The sequence below is a fragment of the Legionella sheltonii genome, assembly GCF_026191355.1.
Classification (GTDB): Bacteria; Pseudomonadota; Gammaproteobacteria; order Legionellales; family Legionellaceae; genus Legionella; species Legionella sheltonii.
The window spans coordinates 85495-107920 of record NZ_JAPHOQ010000014.1; the positions used below are offsets into that span (position 1 = coordinate 85495).

A 22426-nucleotide genomic window follows, 5' to 3' on the forward strand; every position below is an offset into this window, starting at 1 on the left:
AGTTTGCTATTTAGTGTTCATAGTAGTAGCATCCGATGACAATATATTCCATGTCGCGAATATATAAAGTAAGTATCATGAAGGGGTCGTCTCGTGTCATTTAGACTACCTTTTCATGGCTTTTTTTAATTAAAAATTGAGCGTAACAAAAATAGTAGGAGACTGGGATAATATGGAATTAAAGGCTATTGCTATAGCAGCCCTTTGTGTTGGATTTAATGGATTAGCTGTTGCTGGTGCTATGGGGGGTGTTGTTTCTTCCCCGCCAAGATTTTATATAGGTGCTGAAGGTGGAGCCTCTATTTCTTTAAGCACGCATTTTGCCCCTAATTGGGGTGGAGAACCTCTTCGTATCGCCGCAACCAGTAACTCCGATTGGAATACCGATTTCGGGATTGGGGGTTTTGGAGGCGCATTCATTGGCTATCAATACAACCCAAACCTAGCTGTTCAGTTTACTTGGGATTACCGAAGTGGCTATGATTATTTTCTTCATGCCAGCTACGGAGTTGTGCCCACTGATCCGAATTTATACCTGGAAGATCAATTTAACGCGGATGACATCAACGTCCAAACGTTTCTCTTTGATCTTATCTTAAAGCCTAGCGTAAATTGGGGTGGCTTTGTACCTTATGTTAAAGGTGGAATTGGTTTGGCTTATAATCAAATAGGTACATTAAGAAATGTGCAGCATACGTTCTTTGGTAACCCAACAACATATGATATTCGTATCTCTGGTGATTCAGTGACTAGCTTTGCCTGGGATGCTGGTGTCGGTGCTGAGTACTTTTTTAATAATAAATTCAGCATCGGTCTTGGTTACCGCTTTGTTGATGCAGGGACCTTAAGCACTGATAATACATACCATGATGTTATTAAAGGTACTGCTGGCTTAATCACTTCTTTTGAAACAAAGCATGTTTTCTTAAATGAATTCGTTGCTTCGGTTGCCTATCATTTTGATTTCGCATAAATCCTATGGATTGAGTGAAATTAGCATACTTGCTAATCCTAGATAGAGTCATATAAAAGGACTTTATCTAGGCTCTTGAATTGTTCTTTTGTGTTATGGTTGCATCCTGCAGACAAGGCTTAAGCTATTTGGCGTCCTGACCTGATAATTTATTAAGTAGAGAACTAATCTCAAAAATTCGTGCTTCCGAGTCAGTACTGTCTAAATTAAATCGTAAGCGTTGAGGACCATCCATTTGATACCTTTTCGCATGAACTTGAATCAAATGAATCAAAACGCCAGGATCAATGGAGGGATTTTCAGAAAACTCCAGTTTTCCCTGTTGTGAGCCGGCACTTATTTTTTGAATTCCCATTTTTTCGGCTTTTAATTTTAAGTCCGTAATTAATAGTAAATGCTTGACTTGCTGAGGCAATAAACCGAATCGGTCAATCAATTCAACGTGTAAGTCATGCAACTGTTCTTTGGTCTTTGCATTGGCAATTCGTTTATACATAATCAGTCGATTGTGGATATCTGGAATGTAATCATCAGGAATAATCGCACTGATTCGTAAATCGATCTCGGGTCCTTGATGCATTGGAGCGGATAACTCAGGTGTTTTTCCAGCTTTTAAATCATGAACTGCTCTATCGAGCATTTCCATAAATAAATTAAATCCAATTGCTTGCATGTTGCCACTTTGCTCTTCACCTAAAAGTTCACCTGCCCCACGAATTTCGAGATCATGGGTTGCTAAAGTGAAGCCTGCACCCAAATCTTCCAAGGATACAATGGCTTCTAGACGTTTGACGGCATCAGAGGTCAATAATTTTTCATTCGGAGTAAGTAGGTATGCATAGGCTTGATGGTGCGAACGACCTACACGTCCACGTAATTGATGCAATTGAGCTAAACCAAATTTATCTGCGCGATCAATAATAATTGTATTGGCAGTAGGAATGTCGATACCGGTTTCAATGATGGTGGTACAGACCAATACATTAAAACGATGATGATAGAAATCCGACATGACTCGTTCTAACTCACGTTCACGTATTTGTCCATGAGCTGAGCGTATTTTTGCTTCGGGAACCAGAGTTTGTAAATCCTGGCATACTCGCTCAATAGTTTCTACATTATTATGAAGGAAAAAAACCTGACCCCCTCTAAGAATTTCCCTTAGGATCGCCTCACGGACGATAGTGTCCTTTTTTTCTTGCCAAAAAGTTTTAATTGCCAGACGTTTGGCTGGAGGTGTGGTCATTAGAGAAATGTCCCTTATTCCTGCCATTGCCATATTTAATGTTCTAGGAATAGGGGTCGCAGTCATGGATAGAATATCTACATAGGTACGTAGTGATTTGATGTGCTCTTTTTGTTTGACCCCAAAACGATGTTCTTCATCAATAATAAGCAATCCAAGATTTTTAAAAGCAATCTTGCTTTGGAATAATTTATGAGTCCCTATGACTATGTCAACCGTTCCCGATTTTAATGAGGCAAGCACTGCCTCAGTTTCTTTAGCTGAGCGAAACCGTGAAAGTAACTCAATATTAATGGGGAAGTCCGCAAATCGATCTCGGAAGGATTCAAAGTGTTGTCCGGCCAGCAAAGTAGTTGGGACAAGAATACAGACTTGTTTATTGTTTTGCACTGCAACAAAAGCGGCGCGCATGGCTACTTCAGTTTTACCAAAACCTACATCGCCACAAATTAAACGATCCATAGGTCTCGGGGATTCCATATCTTTTATGATTTGCTCGATTGCCTGTAATTGATCCGGTGTTTCTGTAAACGGAAATGCACTGGCAAATTTAACGTATTCATTATGATCGATTTGATATTGGTGTCCAGGTTGGGCTTCTCTTTTGGCGTAGAGATCAAGTAACTCGATGGCCACATCATGAATTTTTTCAGCGGCTTTTTTTCGTTCCTTTTGCCATTGATCCGAACCCAGTCTATGCAAGGGAGCATGTTCACTATCAACCCCAGTATATCGGCTAATCAAGTGAAGTGAGGTCACCGGAACATAAATCTTGTCTTCGCCTGCATAGGTAAGGACTAAAAATTCACTCGCAATCCCATTGGATTCTATATGCTGTAATCCTTGATAACGTCCTACACCAAATTGAAGATGAACAACAGGCGCACCAACACGTAGTTCAGCCATATCACGGATAATTAAGTCAGGATCAACAGCTTTTTGTGCACTGCGCCTTTGAGGTGTACTTTGCTCCCCAAACAATTGGGATTCAACAATAATAACGATATGACTTTGCTTTAATTCACATCCATAAATGAGGTCGCCGGTAGTGATGTTGATCGGAGCATTATCGTTAATGAAATCGTGCCAAGAAGATTGTACTTTAGGATTAATGTTGCTTGGTTTAAGCAAATCCAGTAACACTTCACGCCGTCCCGCACTCTCGACTACAATCAAATAACGACGTGTCGTGTCTGCACAATAGGTACGAAGCTGGTTTAATGGTTCTTGTGTTTTCCTATCTATGGGTAATTGTGGGCCCGGAATAATATCAAAATTAACCACAGCCCCTTTTTTATCCGAAGGATTTTGGAACAGACGCAATTGTTCGTAGGTATTGGCTTTAGTTAGTAATTCAGTTGGATTAATAAAGCAAGCAGGGGGCGATAAAATAGGTCTACTGACGTCATATCGTCTTTGCTCATAGCGTTCATTCAACTCTTGCCAAAATTGTTCTGCATTATTTTGAATTGTTTCAATCAAACAAATCTTGGCATTTTCTGGTAGATAGTCGAAAAAAGTAACCGTCTTTTCAAAGAATAAGGGGAGGTAATATTCAATTCCTGAAGGGAATTGTCCCTCAGTGATCGCTTCATAAATAGGGCATTGACTTGGATTACCTGGAAATAGTTCTCTAAATGCCCGTCGAAACAGGAGCTGGCTTTGTTCATTTAAAGGAAACTCGCGTGCAGGTAACACATTGATTTCTTTTATTTTTTCTATTGTACGCTGTGTTTCTGTGTCGAATTCTCGTAGACTTTCTATTTCATCGTCAAAAAGTTCAATACGAAAGGGTAAGCCGGAACCCATGGGATAAACATCAATAATGGATCCCCGTAGCGCAAACTCTCCGTGCTCAAGTACTTTATTCACACAATGATAACCGGCTTGTTGTAATTGATTACGAAAAGCGGTTAAGTCCAGTTTTTGTCCTTCTTTTAGCATTAAAGCATATTGATTTAAAAATTCGGGTGGACATAATCTGTGCATTAATGTGCTTGCTGAAGTGATGACAATTGCATCAGTCACTTGTTGAATACGGCTTAAGGTATACAACCGCTCCGAAATAATGTCCTGGTGGGGTGAAAATTGGTCATAAGGGAGCGTTTCCCAATCCGGAAAAAATAACAGTTCTTGAGGACTGTTTGGATTGAGAAAGAAATTCAACTCCGCTTGCAATTGATTTGCACTGAGATTATCTTGGGCAATCAATAACTTAATTCCGGAAGTTTGTTGACAATATTCAGCAAGTGCTAGTGCTAAGCTGCTTCCATGGAGCTGACCCCATACTTGTTTAGCCTGTGTCGATTTATAAAGTAAGGTATTTATGGGCATAGCTTAGACAGTCGGATTTAAAAACTTGCTATTATACCTGATGTATTGACTTGGTTCATCTTAAAATTGTGGATAAAAAGAAGATCCTGAAGTTGACGTCGTTAGGAGGTCAGTTACTATGTATGAAGTATGTATTGACGACTTTTAATTGTAAAGGAGCACTGAAATGGTTTTTGACCATCCTCCCATAAAAAAGAAAAGGAAGATAAAAAAAGTTCCTTTAACTGCTCCAATTGATAAAACCCCTCAAAATGAACAGCACATTCTTTGGGGTATTCCTGAACTAACGAATACAATTTTATTCTTTGCCCGAAGAAAACAAACCGAACCCATGGTTTCTTCAATCGCTTCAGTATCCAAACTCTTTTATTCACTAACTAATCCAATTCGTATCACAGAAAAATTATTACTGCATACAGTTCAGGGATGTGAAGAGAGGGTTAAAAAGCTCTGCGAACTGAGTCCATTTTCTCATATTCATTATCTCGCGAGACCTGCGTACGTAAAAGATAATTCTGGGCGTGAATTCTTTCATATTTCAGCATTTCAATATGCGCTATGGGCTATGGATATACACATGTTGAATCTGATGTTAGATTGTCTGCAAAATGCAGCTTATATCAAAGGAGGATATAAAATTGCTGAAGCACTACGTCTGCGATTATTAGAACAGTATGATGAAGTGATGCAAAGAGGCATTAATTACACCGTGGGCGATATTGAAATAAAAGGGGAACAACATTTTGATTTTCAACCGCTCATCAATGCGATTCATCAATTCAGTGCAGGATTTCGGCTCTGGAATTGGCAACAACGTGCAGAGCATTGGATAAATAGAGTTGGTAAGGAGCAACTGCGGATTCCGGCTCATGTAGCCCAAGAGTATTGCCGAACGGATCGCGCATTTTACCCTTGTCCAAAGTTTCATGAAGAGGAATTGCCGCGAGACTTGGAATTTTATAATTGGAGAAAACGCGTTACTGAATCCTGGTGGCCCACAGAGGGGGAGGCACCTATTGGTCGTGATTTTGCCATGTTACGTTCAACACATAGTAGAATTATGACTGTTGGAACTGGCTTACAGCATCATATCGGTTTGTCTAATGCAGGCATAAGTGCCAAACATGATGCACATGCTTTAACGGTCTTAAATCAAACACGAACGAAAGATGTTACCTGTTTACGAATGCGGCTTTCAACCCCATTAAAACTGGCAAAGTACACTCCGGAGATAATGGAATTTTATCTGTAGATACAGTGCAAGAAAGCGGGATGAGGATTTAGTCTTTAATGTGACTTTTTAGTAAATAACCAGTTATCCAATTTTTACTAATTCTTAATATTGAGATTTAAAACGTTCAATGCGTTCTTCTTCCTCTTTATCATCCAAACACTTATACTTTTCTCGCTGCTCTTGAACTAATATTTTCAGAACAGAAAATTTATTATCCAAGCGTCCGGGATTTCCATTTAATTGCTCAAGTTTTTCTGAATATCTCGTTATTATTGAATCGAGGCACTCAATAGATATTTTTATATCTGACAATGAAATGGAATCCTTAAATGTATCCAGCGTGTACACAAGTTCGTCATGAAATTCTTGTGCAATCGCAGATTTAGTTTTAGTCAATTTAATGCCAAAAAAATTAAATAATTTTGTTCGGTTGCTTTGAAGATATTCATCAATATATTCTAGGTTACTGGTCATAATCTTTTTCACACTATGTACAATATCGGTTGCGGATATTTCATAACCATATTGACCTTTTTGGTATTTGAGGCCAGATCCTTTATTGGGTTCATTTTCTAGATATACTTTTGTTTCCGTAATATCTACATCGCGATTGCTTAAATATTCTAAAAATCGTGCCACAGAATATAAAGAGGGTCGGTAATGTCCACTGTAGGTATTAATGCTGATTAATTTGCCATTTTTTATCTCCACTTCACCCGCAGCTAATACAGGAGCTCCTGCGTTCATCGAAGAGTGCAGTAATATTCTACCTTGCTCATCCAATAGCCCAGATTTATGCTCAAAGACAGAAAGCTCATAATTCGTATTTAAAGTGAATGCAATAAACCCGGGCTTTTGGTGGGCTATTGATTGAGAGGAATCAAAAATTTTACCCTCTTTATGAAATAGGCCATTATTGATTTCAATATTGAATTCCGCTCGTTGTTGTGGGGTCAAAAAAGTGGTACGTAATTTATCAAACCTTTTGTCTCTCTCATTAACATCGAGTAGTTCACCCGTGTTAAAAGCATTTTGAATATCTGCTTCTGAAGACTTTTGGGGCTCAGACGTGGGTTTTAGTACTCTATTAGGTTCTAATTTATATTTTCCTCTAGACAGGACGGGGATGTAGTAGGGATTTTCTTTTTTTCTCTTTTCCCTCTCCCGCATTAGATTATCTAAAAGCTCATTAAGTGCATTCTTTTTATTGGAAAGTTTTTTAATATCAAAAATATAAATCATAAAATGAAGAGCGTTAAGTCGATCTTCCTTGCTTAACGAACTGTTTCGATAATCAGACCATGCCTCATCCAGTCGTGTTGTTACTGTTCTGTCTTTGCTTGAAAAATAATTCTTGGGCATACAGGGTGCTTTATAAACTTCTTATGATAATTATAAGTTGATAATTATAAGTTATTTTTTTTGGCTGGGGGAGCAGGAGAGCAAAATATATTGGTTTTTTGATCAAGACTATTTCCATTTATATTTGATGCGAACATCGAGTAGTTCACCTTTTTCAAAAGTGTCTTGGATATCTGCTTTTGAAGACTTTTTAGCAGAAGACCTGGTTTTTAATACTCTTGAAAAATAATTTGGGGGCACTTTTAGAGAACTTAAAACGATCTTTATATTATTCTGGTTCAGGAGTTTATTAGAGAATCTATTGGGTTTTCTTTTGACCAGAATTATTTTAATGAATTGTTTGTTGCGGTACTACTCAGTGACACATCAGTCATTCTTGGTCCAGTCATTAATTTTTATATCAAAATGATGTAACAAAGCGACGACGTCAGGAAAAGAAAAACGGGCTTTTTTGATTTTATTTTCACTCGGGTCAATTGTGTAATTGATGGCGTTCGTGAAATCTGCAGCGCTTAGATTGGTATGAAGAAACAGGCTATTCAGCAAGTCGGTGTTCACAAAACTCGCATAACTTAAATTTGCCTCTCTAAAATCAATGTCATGGGCTTTACATTCTTCAATAATTAAATTTGAGAGCTCCAATCCATAAAAACTGGAGTGGCTTAAGTTGCTGTTATAAAAATAGAGGGGACTTGTCAGCTTGACCAAAGGCCAACATAATTCAGTCCAGTTTATTCCGATAAGTTTTGAATTTTTAAAGGCGACTTCAGAGAATTTGCAGCCTGGGAATTTTGCTAAAGAAAGATCGCAGGATTCAAAATCACATTCAGTGAATTTTGTATGGCTGAAAATAATGTCGACAAATTTGCATTGTTTAAATTGGCAATTTTCAAAGTCAAGGCGTTCAATTCGTTCTTTTTCAATGCTTAATTGTGTGAACGTTTGATTGATGTAGGTAGTTTGATTAAATGGGGTTGTCATTCAATTTTTCTCTTTGAACGTGTCGCCATCTGAGGGTAGCGCGGGAGCTCTGAGCATAACACTGTACAGCAACGAAAGATGTCACGCTATCCTATGACGGAGGTCCCGCTGTGCTTCACCCAGGCTACAAATTGTCCAGGATAAATCATTCATTAGGTCTCATCAGTTTCAATAAGTCCTAACTCATCTAACTCTATATCTACCGATTCAATTTTTTGGAAGCGTGAAGTAATTTTTTTAGCGGAAGTATTTACCTCACTGACGTCTTTATGGGCCTGGTCAATGTGTCTGGAAAGGTTGTCCATTCTTTTTTCAAAACGTTGAAAATCATCGGCCAGAGCCTGTAAGTGTTTTTGAATGATATGAACTTGTTTGCGTGTGGCATCGTCTTTAAGCACTGCCTTAGCAGTAGTCAGCACCGCCATTAATGTACTAGGGGAAACAAGCCATACTTTTAATCTTTGGGACAGCGAAATCAAATCTGGATAATTGGCATGAATTTCTGCAAAGATGGATTCCGCAGGAATAAACATCATGGCGCCATCAGTTGTTTCGCCAGGAACGATGTATTTTTCAGCAATGTCTTTAATATGTTTTTGAATGTCTTGACGAAATTGTTGTTGCAGTGATTTTTTTTCACTTGAAGCGGCATCCACATTGATAAGCCGCTGGTAGGTTTCTAGAGGAAACTTGGCATCAATCACTACATTGCCCGTAGGCTCAGGCAAGAATAATATGCAATCAGCGCGTTTTTGATTGTCCAGTGTATATTGCATTGCAAAATGATTTGGGGGAATCATATTACTAATTAAGGTTTCGAGCTGTACCTCACCAAAGGCGCCACGTGCTTTTTTATCAACCAACACATCTTGCAGGCTAACTACATGATTCGATAATTCAGTGATTTTCTTTTGAGCCTCATCAATGATGGTTAAGCGTTTTACCACATCGATAAATGTTGCAGAGGTTTTTTCAAAACCTTCAGTTAATTTATGATTCACTTGTTGCGTTAACCCATGCAGATGATTGCGAATCTCTTCAGTTAGCAACTGTAAATGAGATGTGAGAGCACTGGCATGTTGTTTAAAACTATGGTTGATTTGTTCGCGAACGTCAGTCATTTGTTTGGGGATGGTATCATGGATGATTTGTTGCGTTATTAATTGTCCTTGAGCTATTTTTTCATTTACATTCAAATGGAGTTGGTGCAATTGGGTAGTAAATGCTTCAAGAGCCTTTTCGTGTAACTGCTCATTTCGTTTTTTTTGCTGGTTTTGTTGTATCAAAAGCCAAATTAAAAATAGAAATTGGAGGGCTAAAACACAGGCCATGCCCTCAATTAAAGTGATTGAAGATAAAAATTGCATTCATTAGTCCAAAAGTTGACTGAGTTTAATCGGCGGATCATATTGATAAACCGTTTTTAATTGCCCGTAATCAATAAGACGCAAGTAACCTACTGAGAGCTGATCCTCTGCTAAATGAGCCAAATTGTCAAAACTAAATTTAATTGTTTGCTTTCCTGGAACAAGCCATTGTGCACTTTGGGCTGTTTCGACAGGAATATCCTCACCTTTAGAGTTTTTCTTATATAAAATACCTTGTAAGGCATACCGACTTGCGGTAGCTACATCTACTGTGGCTGCCAAGGTCAATGGTTTCGAAGATACTTTTTTGATGTTCACGAGGCTGGCAGAAGGGACTGAATAGGAAAAAGCGGCACGTCCACTGCGATAAGTAGGGGTATTGTCATCAAGTTCGCTCGATACCTCAACTTCTATGTACCAATTTCCTCCATGTGAGTTCTCATCAGAGGACAAAAGGGTACTGGTCTTAAATTGATTACGCTTTACCTCTTTAATTTCTAGAGGAATGCGCTGGTTATCAGGACCTATCAATGAGGCGTTGATATCATCCACTGGATAGGACGTAATATTATCTTTTAGGGTAATGAGTGCATTAAATTGATCTCCATATTGATATTGCAAAGCGGAAGGTTCGATATGCAAATAAATTAAGGAGTATTTTTCAAAAACATGAATTAAATAGTGATCTGCATCACTTGAAGGATCTAGGTGCTTACTTTTGATTATCAAATTACCAGTGCCTAATTCGGGTTTGAGTTGTAACATGGTCTGATGTGAACCTATTTTAAGTGATTCGTCGACTGCATCATCCTGGCTGTACAAAGACGAAGCATCTTTTAAGCTCATGAATTTACTGTTGGCACTTTTTATTTCTAATGCAGGAACGGATTTGTTTTTTTGTAAAGGGACAATACGCAGCACTGCTTCTGGTGCATGAATAGGTAGGGTAATGCCATGTTGTAATTGAGTAGCCGTTATTTTTTGCGTGTAACTGTAACTTTTTTGAATATTCTTTTCAGCTTTACTTAGAGAGTTTGCGGAGACATTCCAACGAGCCTGTAGTGGTTCATGAGATAAACTACTGCAAATATCACAATCATAAGATTTGATTGGATTTTGTGGTAGGGTAAATGCGCTGATTTGTGAGCAACAAAATAAAGACAATAAGGTAAGTGTGGTTCTCATTTCGCGACTCCTTTTAAATCTAAGTCAGAAATTAGTAGTGTATCTAAGCCAAAACATGAATGACGACTTTGATTATGACTCAGTGGAGTCTCATCTTGTGTTGCTTCCTTATCGTAAAACCAAACAGTACCTGCAGCGGATTGTGAACTGCAATTTAAAAAACCATCCGCACAGGAATCTAAATAAACTTTGGAAATCTTTAAACCGCTGTTGAGCAAATAACCGTTACAATAACTGGCTGAAGAAAAAGGTGAGGCAGATACGTCAGTCCCTACAACTGCATTAAACGATACGGGTAGGGAAGGTCGATTTTTAGTGCCCAACAAAAGCTCTTCATTATAGATACTCATGTCACCAACACGTTGTTGCTTGACCGCATCTCCCGTATAACCTAATAACCAGCTCAGACTGGCCTCAAAAATACCTCCATTGAGGAGTATGTCAGCCAGCGGGGTTCCTCCACTTGAAGGCGCTAGAGCGACAATTTTTTTGATTTTGTTTTTTAATCGCAGGTACCGACTGTCATAAGTTGGATTCGATAGGATCCAACGCATTACATTTCCACCATTGGAATGAGTGTAGAGAATTAAAGCATCAATTTTTTCATGATCTATAAAATCTAATAATTGATTCGCAGTACATCCTGCAGCATCTTCATCCCACATGTATTTACTGTAATCACAGTGGACAACATAGTAGTTTTTAGGATTAGGAAGTGCTTGAGCGATACTTTCGATGAAATCAGTTTTCCAGTAATCTCCATGCGCATCTTCTCGATGGTCATTTGTCCCATGCACAAATGCAATGCCCAAATTGATGGTTTTATTAGACTGAGGGAGAGCATAAATCCATGAAGACAATAAAAACAAAAACACAGTTATCAAGATACGTTTAAAATCCATTTTTATCACGCCCCGGTTCATGTTGAATCGACATGTATCTATAGCATATTTTTTAATGATAAACTAATGTTTTAGGATAATTGCTTCCCTGTAAAAGGGGATGAATATGTTATCGTAGCTTAGATGAAGGCGTTGCCACGAAAAATCTCGTTATCGAGCATCGCGAGGGATCTTTATAACTTGGCACCGCAGCATCCTTCGTGATCCTCGGCATGGCTGGGGCGCTGCTGCATCTGGGCTACTAGGCATCTTTAAAATGCAATGAGTCCTTTGGTTTGAGAATATACGGATGAAATGAATGAGTATTGATGAAATAAAAGGAACCATTGCTGGGCTAAAAGAAAAAATAAGGCAGTATGATTATCATTATTATGTTCTGGATGAACCTATAGTTCCTGATGCTGAATACGATCGATGTTTTCGCGCATTACAGGATTTAGAAACGAAGTATCCTGAATTATTGACGGCAGATTCACCAACCCAACGTGTTAGTGGTACTCCTGCAGATGCATTTATGCCAGTAACCCATAGACAACCGATGTTATCCTTATCGAACGTCTTTACTGAAGACGAATTAAAAGCATTTATTAAACGAGTTACCGACAAACTGGATGAACCGGTGCAACAATTGGTATTTACTTGTGAACCTAAGCTGGATGGACTTGCGGTTAATCTGACTTATGAGAATGGGTTGTTGATTTCTGCAGCAACTCGTGGTGACGGAACCACCGGTGAAAACATTACTGCCAATATTAAAACAATACCTGCGATTCCCTTAGTTTTAAGAGTAACCAAACCACCACGTTTTATCGAAATTCGTGGTGAAGTATATATGCCAAAAGAGGGATTTGAAGAGTACAATAAAAAAGCAAAGAATTTGGGCGAAAAAACTTTTGCCAATCCACGTAATGCTGCAGCAGGAAGCTTACGACAATTGAATCCTGCAGTGACTGCAAGTAGGCCATTGGCCATTTATTGCTATGGTGTAGGTGCTTGTGAAGGGTATTCTTTGCCAGATAGTCATTGGGGGCAATTGCAACTTCTTAAACAATTTGGTTTTAGAGTGTCTTCTGATATTAAGCGAGAAGAGGGCATGAAAGGCTGTTTGGATTATTACCAGGATATGTTAGCCAAACGGGATCAACTTCCTTTCGAGATCGATGGTGTTGTATATAAAGTCGATAGCATTCCTTTACAACAGCAACTTGGTTTTATTTCAAGAGCACCACGTTTTGCCTGCGCACATAAATTTCCTGCTACAGAAGAGATGACAGAACTTTTAGCAGTTGATTTTCAGGTAGGAAGAACAGGGGCTTTAACCCCGGTGGCACGCTTGGCACCAGTTAATGTTGCAGGAGTTACTGTAAGTAATGCAACGTTGCATAATATGGATGAAATTGCCAGAAAAGACATCCGTATAGGCGATAAAGTGATTATTCGACGTGCGGGTGATGTGATTCCGGAAGTAGTTTCGGTTGTTTTGGATCAACGACCCACGAATACTAAAGAAATTCATTTGCCTAAAAAATGCCCAGTTTGTGGTTCTGATGTAGTGCGTGAGGAAGGGGAGGCGGTAGCTCGTTGTGTAGGTGGTTTATTTTGCAAAGCACAACTAAAAAGAATGATGTGGCATTTTGCCTCACGTAAGGCGATGTATATCGAGGGATTGGGATCTGTGCTTATCGAACAGTTGGTTGATGAAGGATTTGTTCGTCATTTACCTGATCTTTATACACTGGATGTTTCTACTTTGGCAAATCTTCCCCGTATGGGAGAAAAATCAGCAAAAAATTTATTGCATGCTTTGGAACAAAGCAAAAATACTACATTTAGTCGTTTTCTTTATGCGCTTGGAATTCCCGAAATTGGTGAGTCCAGCGCCCGAACGTTGGCAGAGCATTTCGGTGATATCGAGGCCATTTACAAAGCAAGCGAAGAGGAGCTGATGAGCTTGCCGGACATGGGACCTGTAGGTGCTTTTAATGTCGATCATTTTTTTGCACAAGAGCATAATCGCAAAGTCATTGAACGATTAATTGCTTTGGGAATACATTGGCCAAAAGTTGAAAAAAAGAAAGTGAACAAGGAACACCCTTTATTTGCAAAAACAGTCGTTTTAACTGGGACTTTAAATACAATGGGCCGCGAAGAAGCCAAAGCAAAATTGCTGGCTGTAGGGGCTAAAGTTAGTGGCAGTGTCTCAGCAAAAACAGATTATGTGGTTGCTGGAAGTGAAGCAGGATCTAAATTGGATAAAGCAAATGATTTAGGTGTGCGAGTTTTGGATGAGGCACAGTTTCTTGAACTGATAGGCCGCTAGAAATTTATCTTGGGTTTTGATTAAGACAGGAATTGAGTGACAATAACCCTCAATCTTGCCCCTCTCCCTCAGGTGGGAGAAGGGCTATTGAGACGCGGAGTTTATGAAAAGTTAACTTTCTCCCCCATGGGGGGAGAAAGTGCCCGTTAGTCCGGATGAGGGAATGGTTTTGCTTCTCTAGAGGGTGGTTTTGAATAAGGATATTTTTTTGAATCGAACACAACGAATCGTTCTGATTATTCTTTTTTTTAAGAGTATTAGCTTCGCTCATGCTTGGCCTTGGGTATTAAATAATCCCTATCCTCAAGGTCAAGCAAATCAAAATATTTATTATTCATCATTTTCGGAACAACCTAAAACTCTGGACCCAGCACTTTCTTATTCATTAAACGAGTATCTGTTTATTGCTCAAATTTATGAACCTTTGTTGGGATATGATTACTTTCAACGGCCATATCAGTTAACTCCATTGATTGCTGCGCAAGTGCCTCAGCTCAGATATCTTGATGCTCAAGGAAATACAGTTCCTGAAAAGGGCCTCGAACCTCCGGCGTATACTGTTTATACCCTCACCATTAAAAAAGGAATTTATTATCAGCCCCATCCGGCATTCGCGAAAGATAAGAAAGGTGCATACCTTTATCATCATTTATCACCTGATTATTTAGAGGATGAAGGCATAAATCAATTATCAGATTTTAAACATTCAGGTACCCGGGAATTGATTGTTGACGATTACATTTATCAAATCAAACGTTTGGCAAATCCCGCTGTCAGCTCCTCAATTTATGGGTTAATGAGCGACTATATTGTAGGTTTTAAAGAATACGGCAAAACGCTTCCTGGGGGTAATCAATATATTGATTTACGGGAATATCCTTTGAAGGGGCTTAAAAAACTGGATGATTATTCCTTTGAGATTACTTTGAAAGGGGAATATACCCAATTTTTATTTTGGTTGGCTATGAGTTTTTTTGCGCCTGTTCCATGGGAAGTTGATCTTTTTTACGCGCAACCCGGAATGACGGATAAAAATATTACCTTGGGTTGGTATCCCGTTGGAACGGGGCCGTTTATGTTGGTTAAAAATAATCCGAATCGCAGAATGGTGCTGCAAAAAAATCCCAATTTTCGCGAGGATTATTATCCAAGTACCGGTTCGGATGAAGACAGGAAATTAGGGTATTTGGATAATGCAGGAAAACGGTTACCGTTAATTGAAAAAGCAATTTATACCTTGGAAAAAGAGTCCATTCCTCGTTGGAACAAATTTTTGCAAGGCTATTATGATAGCTCTGCGATTGGTAACGACAGTTTTGATCAAGCCATTCATATCAATCAATACGGTAAAGCAGAACTCACGCCAGAAATGCAAAAAAAACAAATCTACCTGACGCAAACCTTTCAACCGAGCACCTATTATATGGGTTTTAATATGCTTGATAGTGTTGTCGGAGGCTCGAGTGAACGTGCGCGCAAGTTGAGACAGGCCATTTCAATCGCGGTAAATTATGATGAGAATATAGCCATTTTTTATAATGGACGCGGTGTGGCCGCCCAAGGGCCAATCCCACCTGGCATTTTTGGTTATAGAGAAGGGAAAGAGGGAATCAATCCTTATGTGTATCAATGGAATGATGGTGAAGCAGTGCGACGGCCAATCAGTGATGCCAAAAAGCTTATGTCTGAAGCAGGATATCCTGATGGAGTTGATCCAGCCACAGGGAATCATTTGATTTTGCATTATGATGTGACGACAACCGGAGGTCCCGAAGACAAAGCCTTATTTGATTGGATGCGCAAACAATATGCTCAAATAGGAATAGATTTAAATGTACGGGCAACTTTATATAACCGTTTTCAAGAAAAAATGCGTACGGGAGATACGCAAATATTCAGTTGGGGGTGGGTAGCAGATTACCCAGATCCAGAAAATTTTTTATTTCAATTATATGGCGGTAATGGCAAAGTAAAGTTTGGTGGTGAAAATACTGCTAATTATCAAAATCCTGAATTTGATCGTCTTTTTAATTTGATGAAAAATAGAGAAAATGATCCCCAAAGGCAACAGATTATTGATACCATGGTTAATATTGTTCGGTATGATGCGCCCTGGATATGGGGAATACATCCAGAAGAATTTCTTTTATCACAGTCTTGGGTTTCACGGGTTAAACCGAACACAATGTCTTTTGCGACACTAAAATATACAGCAATTAATGTACCTGAACGAAATCAATTGAGGCAAGCCTGGAACCAACCAATTTTTTGGCCCTTAGGGTTGTTGTTTTTGCTTATTCTCATGCTGATTCTTCCGTTAATCATTGCTTATCACAAGAAAGAAAAAAAACCGGCAGAAAGGGCTTATATATCATGATGAAGTACTTGCTACGACGAATTATTTATTCAATTCCTATTCTTTTTGGAATCAATGTTCTTACCTTTATTTTGTTTTTTATGGTGAATACACCCGATGACATTGCGCGTATGCATCTGGGACAAAAACACGTTGAACAACAAGTGATTGATGATTGGAAAATGGCGCATGGCTATAATTTACCTTTATTTTATAATGAAGAAAAAAATGGAATACAGAAAATAAAATCAACTTTATTTTTCCAAAAGTCGATGAAACTTTTTACTTTTAATTTTGGTATTTCTGATTCAGGACGAGATATTAGCGAGGATATTACCTATAGGATGTGGCCTAGTCTTTCTATTGCATTACCTGTTTTACTTTTGGAAGTAATGAGCAACATCATTGTGGCTATGGCAATGGCATTTTTTCGTGCAAGTTATCTTGACTTATCCGGTGTGGTGATTTGTATTATTTTAATGTCAATCTCCAGTTTGTTTTATATTATTGGGGGACAATATATTTTCGGTAAATTATTACGTCTAGTCCCCATATCAGGTTATGACGGCGGTTTGGAAGCGGTGAAATTCGTTATATTGCCCATTACAGTGGCTGTGCTTAGCGGATTGGGAGCTGGTGCACGTTGGTATCGGACTTTATTTTTGGAAGAAATGCATAAAGATTATGTTAAAACGGCCAGGGCCAAAGGATTGTCGGAACAAAAGGTCATGTTTAAACATGTATTAAAAAATGCAATGCTTCCTATATTAACTGGAATTGTGGTTATTATTCCTTCTCTATTTATGGGCAGTTTAATCCTGGAGTCTTTTTTTGGTGTGCCAGGCTTAGGAAGTTATACAATTGATGCCATTCAGCAACAAGATTTTGCAATTGTGAGGGCAATGGTATTTTTGGGTTCAATTCTTTACATTGTCGGTTTAGTACTCACGGATTTATCTTACATGTTGGTCGATCCTAGGGTGAAATTGTCCTAAAAGAAACCTGGTGAAGCGAAGCGGTATTGCCATTAAGTCAATTACTGGGAGAGGGGCAGGGGCGAGGGTAATTATAATTAACCCTCATCCGTGCTAAAGGGCACTTTCTTTGGGGAGAAGGGACATCCTTAATTAATGGCAATCCCGCTGCACCCAGGCTAATTTTGTGTGAGTGATAAGATGAGAAGAAAAAATGACTTTTGAATTTCTATGGACTGATAAATGTTTTCTCACTTTATTAGCCTTAAGTGTGCTGGTTATTTTATGGAGCCTGCGTAAACAACATATCAGGCGCTCTTTTACCTTAATTTTACGTCGTCCAATTGCGGTAAGCGCGGGCATCATCCTGTTGTTTTTTATTACCATCGGCGTACTGGACTCCATTCATTTGACGGCAGTAAAAAAAGAGACAGAAACATCAACTACGGTGTTGGATAGAATCTTGGCTCCTATAGATGAAATCTCTGAAAAAACTTATTCGGCTCCTTTGGCTTTAAGGCAGTTTATCAGTGAAACGACCTTAGTGAATGGCGTAGTCAAACAAATATATCCAGTGCTTGTTTATCCGGGTAAACGAGTAAAAACTGAGGCAGAAAAGGGCGAGGTCATTAAGCGTTCGATTTGGAAAGCTTTAACATGGTGTCTATTCGCCGCTTTTTTTATAGGAATTTTTTCCATATCTATCCGGTATTTCAGACGATTAAAATCTTGTTTTGCTTTAAGTCCTACAAACCTGAGTACCTTAGTGACTTTGAGTCTACTTACATTTTTTATTGTGCTTGCTTATGAACTTTCAAGAACATTCCATGTATTGGGTACAGGCCAAATTGGACAAGATATTTTTTATTTTACTATTAAAAGCATACGAACTGGTTTAGTCATTGGTCTGTTAACTACTTTATTTATGTTGCCTTTGGCTTTATTTTTAGGGGTTGTTGCGGGATATTTCGGTGGGTTGGCAGATGATCTGATTCAGTATGCTTATACTACTTTAAGTTCTATTCCTGGAGTTTTATTGATCACTGCTTCAGTTTTATCCTTGCAAGTTTATATCACCAACCATCCAGAGCAGTTTACCACTTTGGCTCAAAGTGCGGATGCGCGTTTATTAGCACTTTGTTTTATTCTGGGAGTAACCAGTTGGACCAGTTTATGCCGACTATTACGTGCGGAGACTCTCAAATTACGGGAGGTAGATTATGTTCAGGCGGCACGTGCTTTGGGTTCCAATTGGTTCACTATTATTCGAAAGCATTTATTGCCTAATGTGATGCATATAGTGGTGATTACCCTTGTTTTGGATTTTAGTTTTTTGGTTATGGCTGAGGCATTGCTTTCTTATGTGGGAGTAGGCGTTTCACCCATGACAATTAGTTGGGGAAATATGATCAACAGCGCACGACTGGAGTTGGCACGTAATCCAGTAATTTGGTGGCCTATGTTGGCTGCTTTTGTTTTTATGTTTTTGTTGGTATTAGCAATCAACTTATTTGCTGATGCAGTCAGGGATGCGTTTGATCCTCACCAATCCGAGATTTGATATAGATAAAGAAGAAACGGAGCATTTCCTGTAAACGGAGAAGAGAGTGTAGTTGTGGCGTGAAGTGCTCATATTGGGTTTGCAAAAATCCTGATTTAGGTTAAAGTTCATCAATTAAGCTTAATGAGTTTCGTTCCTTATGCAACAACGTTTTGTTCATTTACGCGTTCATACAGAATTTTCTTTAGTTGATGGATTGGTACGGGTTAAGCCATTGATGAAGGCTTTACCGTCTCGAGGAATGTGCGCTGTTGCAGTAACTGATTATTGTAATTTATTTGCTGCAGTCAAGCACTACAAAAGTGCTGTTGATGCAGGAATCAAACCGATTATTGGCAGTGATTTACCTTGTCATGACCCCGAGCAACCAGAACGCGTAGCGTCTCTGGTTCTTTTATGTCTTAATTCAGAAGGGTATAAAAATTTAACTTGCCTTATTTCCAAAGCTTATCAAGAGGGTCAATACCAAGGGCAACCCAGGGTTCAAAATCAATGGATTAGGGAGTACTCAGCAGGACTTATTGCTTTATCCGGAGGAAGATTGGGGGATATAGGGCAAGCCTTATTGACGAATGATATTGCTTTAGCCAAAAGTAGAGCTTTATATTGGCAGAACCTTTTTCCCAATCGTTTTTATTTGGAAATTCAACGCACAGGCCGACCAGACGAAATTCGCTATAATGAACAATTAATTGCTTTAGCTGATGAACTGCAATTGCCTTTGGTAGCAACGAATGATGTGTGTTTTCTGGATCAAGATGATTTTGAGGCTCATGAAGCGCGTGTTTGTATTCATGAGGGATATACATTAGCTGATCCGAGAAGAGTACAAAAGTATAGTGCACAACAGTACTTACGATCAGCGGATGAAATGATTGCCTTATTTTCTGATTTACCTTCTGCAATAAAAAATACGGTCGAAATCAGTAAACGATGCACCGTAAAACTGGATCTAGGTAACAATTATCTCCCTAATTTCCCTATACCGGATGGATCTACAGTTGAGAACTATTTATCCCATTTATCACAAGTAGGTTTAGAAGAGCGCTTACTGCAAATATTTAAAAACAAATCTTCGCAAGAACTGCAGGCATGTCGAGAGGAATACGACAAACGTTTACAAGTTGAGCTGACTGTTATTAATAATATGGGATTTGCTGGCTACTTCCTCATTGTAGCCGACTTCATTCAATGGGCAAAAAAGAATGGAGTTCCTGTCGGACCTGGGCGCGGTTCGGGAGCTGGCTCACTGGTTGCTTATGCATTAAAAATTACCGACTTGGATCCCTTAGAGTATGAATTACTTTTTGAGCGTTTCCTGAACCCTGAACGGGTATCCATGCCTGACTTTGATATCGATTTTTGTATGGAAGGTCGTGATCGGGTCATTGATTATGTGGCAGAGAAGTACGGCAGACAAAGTGTTTCACAAATTATTACCTTTGGTACTATGGCTGCAAAAGCGGTCGTACGTGATGTAGGGCGTGTTTTAGGCCATCCTTATGGCTTTGTTGATAAATTAGCAAAATTAATTCCTTTTGAGATAGGCATCACATTAAACAAAGCTTTGGAGCAAGAAGAAGAACTTAAACGTCGTTACACAGAGGAAGAGGAAGTTAAAGAGCTTATTGATTTGGCATTAAAGCTTGAGGGGATAACGCGAAATGCAGGAAAACATGCTGGAGGAGTTGTTATTGCACCTTCCCAACTTACCGATTTTACTGCGATTTATTGTGAAGAGGGATCCACTCAAATTGTTAGTCAATTTGATAAAGATGATGTTGAGGCAGCTGGTTTAGTCAAGTTTGACTTCTTGGGTTTAAGAACTCTGACGATTATCGACTGGGCACTGGCGACTGTAAATAAAAAACAGGCACTTGAAGGATTGCCCCTTGTTGATATCAGTCAAATACCTACTGATGATGCGGCAACTTTTGATTTATTAAAGGCGTGTAAAACAACTGCGGTATTCCAGTTGGAATCGCGTGGTATGAAAGAATTGATTAATCGTCTGCAGCCGGATTGTTTTGAAGACATCATCGCGTTAGTGGCTTTATTTAGACCTGGGCCTTTGCAATCTGGAATGGTGGATGATTTTATCGATCGTAAACATGGACGGGCGGCCGTTGATTATCCTCATCCTGACTTGGAACCTATTTTAAAACCAACATACGGTGTTATCCTGTATCAAGAGCAAGTCATGCAAATTGCGCAGGTATTAGCGAATTATACTCTGGGTGCTGCAGATTTATTGCGTCGTGCTATGGGAAAGAAAAAGCCTGAAGAAATGGCGAAGCAGAGAGAGATTTTTACCGAGGGAGCGACTGCTAGAGGGGTTGATGAAAAGGTTGCAACCCATATTTTTGATTTGATGGAAAAATTTGCAGGCTATGGATTTAATAAGTCGCATTCCGCAGCTTATGCTCTGGTTGCATATCAAACAGCATGGCTTAAAGCACATTATCCAGCAGCATTTATGGCTGCAGTAATGTCTTCAGATATGGACAACACCGATAAAGTAGTCACTTTTATTGATGAATGTGCTCATATGAAATTAAACATTTTACCACCCTCCATTAATCATTCCATGTATCCTTTTACGGTCACTGATGATACCACCATCATTTATGGTCTTGGCGCTATAAAAGGAGTGGGGGAGTCTGCGATAGATTGCATCACCGAGGAGCGCGAAGCGGGTGGGGCTTATTCCGATTTATTTGGTTTTTGTCAACGCCTTGATCTGCGTAAGGTGAACCGGCGTGTATTAGAAGCCCTGATTAAAAGTGGAGCCTTTGATGATTGGGGTGTAGAACGGGCTATGTTGACCGCTTCTTTGGAAAAAGCATTAAAGGTCGCAGAAAAAGAACACCAAAATCAGTCCAGTGGCCAATTTGATTTGTTTTCCTTATTGGAGGACGAGAGCAATGAGCAAAAATATGTTCCCTGTAAACCTTGGTCTGAGGCGCAACGTCTTGAGGGTGAACGAGAAGTTTTGGGTTTTTATTTAACGGGACATCCCGCAGATCAATATCGACGTGAATTTGGTGATTTTATCGTTTCAATCAGTCAATTAAACCCATCCATGCATAAAAAAGCACTTATTTGCGCGCAAATAGTTGGAATTCGTAAAATTATAACGAAACGTGGCAAGAAACTTGTAATTCTTGGGATGGATGATTCTACGGCTCGACTTGACGTTGTTGTATTTGGAGAACTTTTTGATTCGGTTGGATCTACCTTGGCAACTGGAGATATGTTAGTTATTGAAGGTGAGGTAGCACATGATGATTATAATGGTGGTGTGAAAATGACTGCAAATAATCTTTATGATATTCCAACAGCACGCACCAAATTTGCTCGATGTCTTGAATTGCGTTTGCATCCTGAACATCAGGGGATTTTAGCTTCCATTCAGGCATTGTTAAAAGCGCATGTTGGACGTTGCACGGTTCAATTTTCATATAGCAATGAGTATGCTCGGGCCCAGTTAAGTTTGGCGCCACAATGGCAGGTAATTCCCAGTGATGAGTTACTTGGCCTTTTGACTAATCTTTTAGGTGATGAGCACGTCGTGATGCAGTATTAGGGGCTACTCACAATTTCTACTATCTTGGCCATTTTGGCTCAATCC

At 39.2% G+C, this 22426-nt stretch carries 13 protein-coding genes; 7 read left to right on the forward strand and 6 right to left on the reverse strand.

What is annotated here, in order from left to right; all coding sequences use genetic code 11:
* Positions 1-172: 172 nt before the first annotated feature.
* On the forward strand, positions 173-973 hold the full coding sequence (locus OQJ26_RS15620) for an outer membrane protein (RefSeq protein WP_265704655.1): 801 nt from the start codon (positions 173-175) through the stop codon (positions 971-973).
* A gap of 124 nt (positions 974-1097) precedes the next feature.
* Here the strand turns inward: OQJ26_RS15620 and mfd are convergent, their stop codons facing one another.
* On the reverse strand, positions 1098-4553 hold the full coding sequence (mfd, locus tag OQJ26_RS15625; RefSeq protein ID WP_265704656.1) for a transcription-repair coupling factor: 3456 nt from the start codon (positions 4551-4553) through the stop codon (positions 1098-1100).
* Between the two features lie 166 nt (positions 4554-4719).
* Between mfd and OQJ26_RS15630 the strand changes: the two genes are divergently transcribed.
* Positions 4720-5805: a hypothetical protein gene (locus OQJ26_RS15630; protein WP_265704657.1), complete on the forward strand. Its 1086-nt coding sequence runs from the start codon at positions 4720-4722 to the stop codon at positions 5803-5805.
* An 84-nt stretch (positions 5806-5889) separates the two neighbouring features.
* Here OQJ26_RS15630 and OQJ26_RS15635 read toward each other — a convergent pair whose 3' ends face one another.
* The 5 genes from OQJ26_RS15635 to OQJ26_RS15655 all read right to left on the reverse strand — a co-directional run bounded on the left by OQJ26_RS15635 (position 5890) and on the right by OQJ26_RS15655 (position 11584).
* A complete protein-coding gene (locus OQJ26_RS15635; RefSeq protein ID WP_265704658.1) occupies positions 5890-7149 on the reverse strand; it encodes a hypothetical protein in 1260 nt (419 codons plus the stop codon).
* A 366-nt stretch (positions 7150-7515) separates the two neighbouring features.
* Positions 7516-8130 carry a pentapeptide repeat-containing protein gene (locus OQJ26_RS15640; RefSeq protein WP_265704659.1) on the reverse strand — a complete coding sequence of 205 codons (615 nt, stop codon included), beginning with the start codon at positions 8128-8130 and terminating at the stop codon, positions 7516-7518.
* 152 nt (positions 8131-8282) lie between these two features.
* Positions 8283-9497 (reverse strand): DNA recombination protein RmuC, encoded by a 1215-nt coding sequence (locus tag OQJ26_RS15645; protein WP_265704660.1) that lies wholly within the window; start codon positions 9495-9497, stop codon positions 8283-8285.
* Between the two features lie 3 nt (positions 9498-9500).
* Positions 9501-10682 carry a DUF4785 domain-containing protein gene (locus OQJ26_RS15650; protein ID WP_265704661.1) on the reverse strand — a complete coding sequence of 394 codons (1182 nt, stop codon included), beginning with the start codon at positions 10680-10682 and terminating at the stop codon, positions 9501-9503.
* Entirely contained in the window at positions 10679-11584 is a 906-nt protein-coding gene (locus tag OQJ26_RS15655; protein WP_265704662.1) for a hypothetical protein, read from the reverse strand. Before OQJ26_RS15655 ends, OQJ26_RS15650 begins: the two co-directional genes overlap by 4 nt.
* Before the next feature lie 298 nt (positions 11585-11882).
* Here OQJ26_RS15655 and ligA point away from each other — a divergent pair, with 298 nt between their 5' ends.
* The 5 genes from ligA (at position 11883) to dnaE (ending at position 22381) form a co-directional block, all read left to right on the forward strand.
* Positions 11883-13904, forward strand: a complete 2022-nt coding sequence (gene ligA, locus OQJ26_RS15660; protein ID WP_265704663.1) for an NAD-dependent DNA ligase LigA — start codon at positions 11883-11885, stop codon at positions 13902-13904.
* Positions 13905-14130: 226 nt separating this feature from the next.
* Entirely contained in the window at positions 14131-16281 is a 2151-nt protein-coding gene (locus tag OQJ26_RS15665) for an ABC transporter substrate-binding protein (RefSeq protein WP_265704693.1), read from the forward strand.
* On the forward strand, positions 16278-17255 hold the full coding sequence (locus OQJ26_RS15670) for an ABC transporter permease (RefSeq protein ID WP_265704664.1): 978 nt from the start codon (positions 16278-16280) through the stop codon (positions 17253-17255). The genes OQJ26_RS15665 and OQJ26_RS15670 overlap by 4 nt, the downstream gene beginning before the upstream one ends.
* A 193-nt stretch (positions 17256-17448) precedes the next feature.
* Positions 17449-18795 (forward strand): ABC transporter permease, encoded by a 1347-nt coding sequence (locus OQJ26_RS15675; RefSeq protein WP_265704665.1) that lies wholly within the window; start codon positions 17449-17451, stop codon positions 18793-18795.
* Between the two features lie 139 nt (positions 18796-18934).
* Positions 18935-22381 carry a DNA polymerase III subunit alpha gene (dnaE, locus tag OQJ26_RS15680; RefSeq protein ID WP_265704666.1) on the forward strand — a complete coding sequence of 1149 codons (3447 nt, stop codon included), beginning with the start codon at positions 18935-18937 and terminating at the stop codon, positions 22379-22381.
* Positions 22382-22426: the final 45 nt, after the last annotated feature.

What these genes read in the sequence shown, in the direction of transcription:
- OQJ26_RS15620 (WP_265704655.1), top strand. Translation starts at nt 173, where the DNA reads ATGGAATTAAAGGCTATTGCTATAGCAGCCCTTTGTGTTGGATTTAAT.
- mfd (WP_265704656.1), bottom strand. Translation starts at nt 4,553, where the DNA reads ATGCCCATAAATACCTTACTTTATAAATCGACACAGGCTAAACAAGTA.
- OQJ26_RS15630 (WP_265704657.1), top strand. Translation starts at nt 4,720, where the DNA reads ATGGTTTTTGACCATCCTCCCATAAAAAAGAAAAGGAAGATAAAAAAA.
- OQJ26_RS15635 (WP_265704658.1), bottom strand. Translation starts at nt 7,149, where the DNA reads ATGCCCAAGAATTATTTTTCAAGCAAAGACAGAACAGTAACAACACGA.
- OQJ26_RS15640 (WP_265704659.1), bottom strand. Translation starts at nt 8,130, where the DNA reads ATGACAACCCCATTTAATCAAACTACCTACATCAATCAAACGTTCACA.
- OQJ26_RS15645 (WP_265704660.1), bottom strand. Translation starts at nt 9,497, where the DNA reads ATGCAATTTTTATCTTCAATCACTTTAATTGAGGGCATGGCCTGTGTT.
- OQJ26_RS15650 (WP_265704661.1), bottom strand. Translation starts at nt 10,682, where the DNA reads ATGAGAACCACACTTACCTTATTGTCTTTATTTTGTTGCTCACAAATC.
- OQJ26_RS15655 (WP_265704662.1), bottom strand. Translation starts at nt 11,584, where the DNA reads ATGGATTTTAAACGTATCTTGATAACTGTGTTTTTGTTTTTATTGTCT.
- ligA (WP_265704663.1), top strand. Translation starts at nt 11,883, where the DNA reads ATGAGTATTGATGAAATAAAAGGAACCATTGCTGGGCTAAAAGAAAAA.
- OQJ26_RS15670 (WP_265704664.1), top strand. Translation starts at nt 16,278, where the DNA reads ATGATGAAGTACTTGCTACGACGAATTATTTATTCAATTCCTATTCTT.
- OQJ26_RS15675 (WP_265704665.1), top strand. Translation starts at nt 17,449, where the DNA reads ATGACTTTTGAATTTCTATGGACTGATAAATGTTTTCTCACTTTATTA.
- dnaE (WP_265704666.1), top strand. Translation starts at nt 18,935, where the DNA reads ATGCAACAACGTTTTGTTCATTTACGCGTTCATACAGAATTTTCTTTA.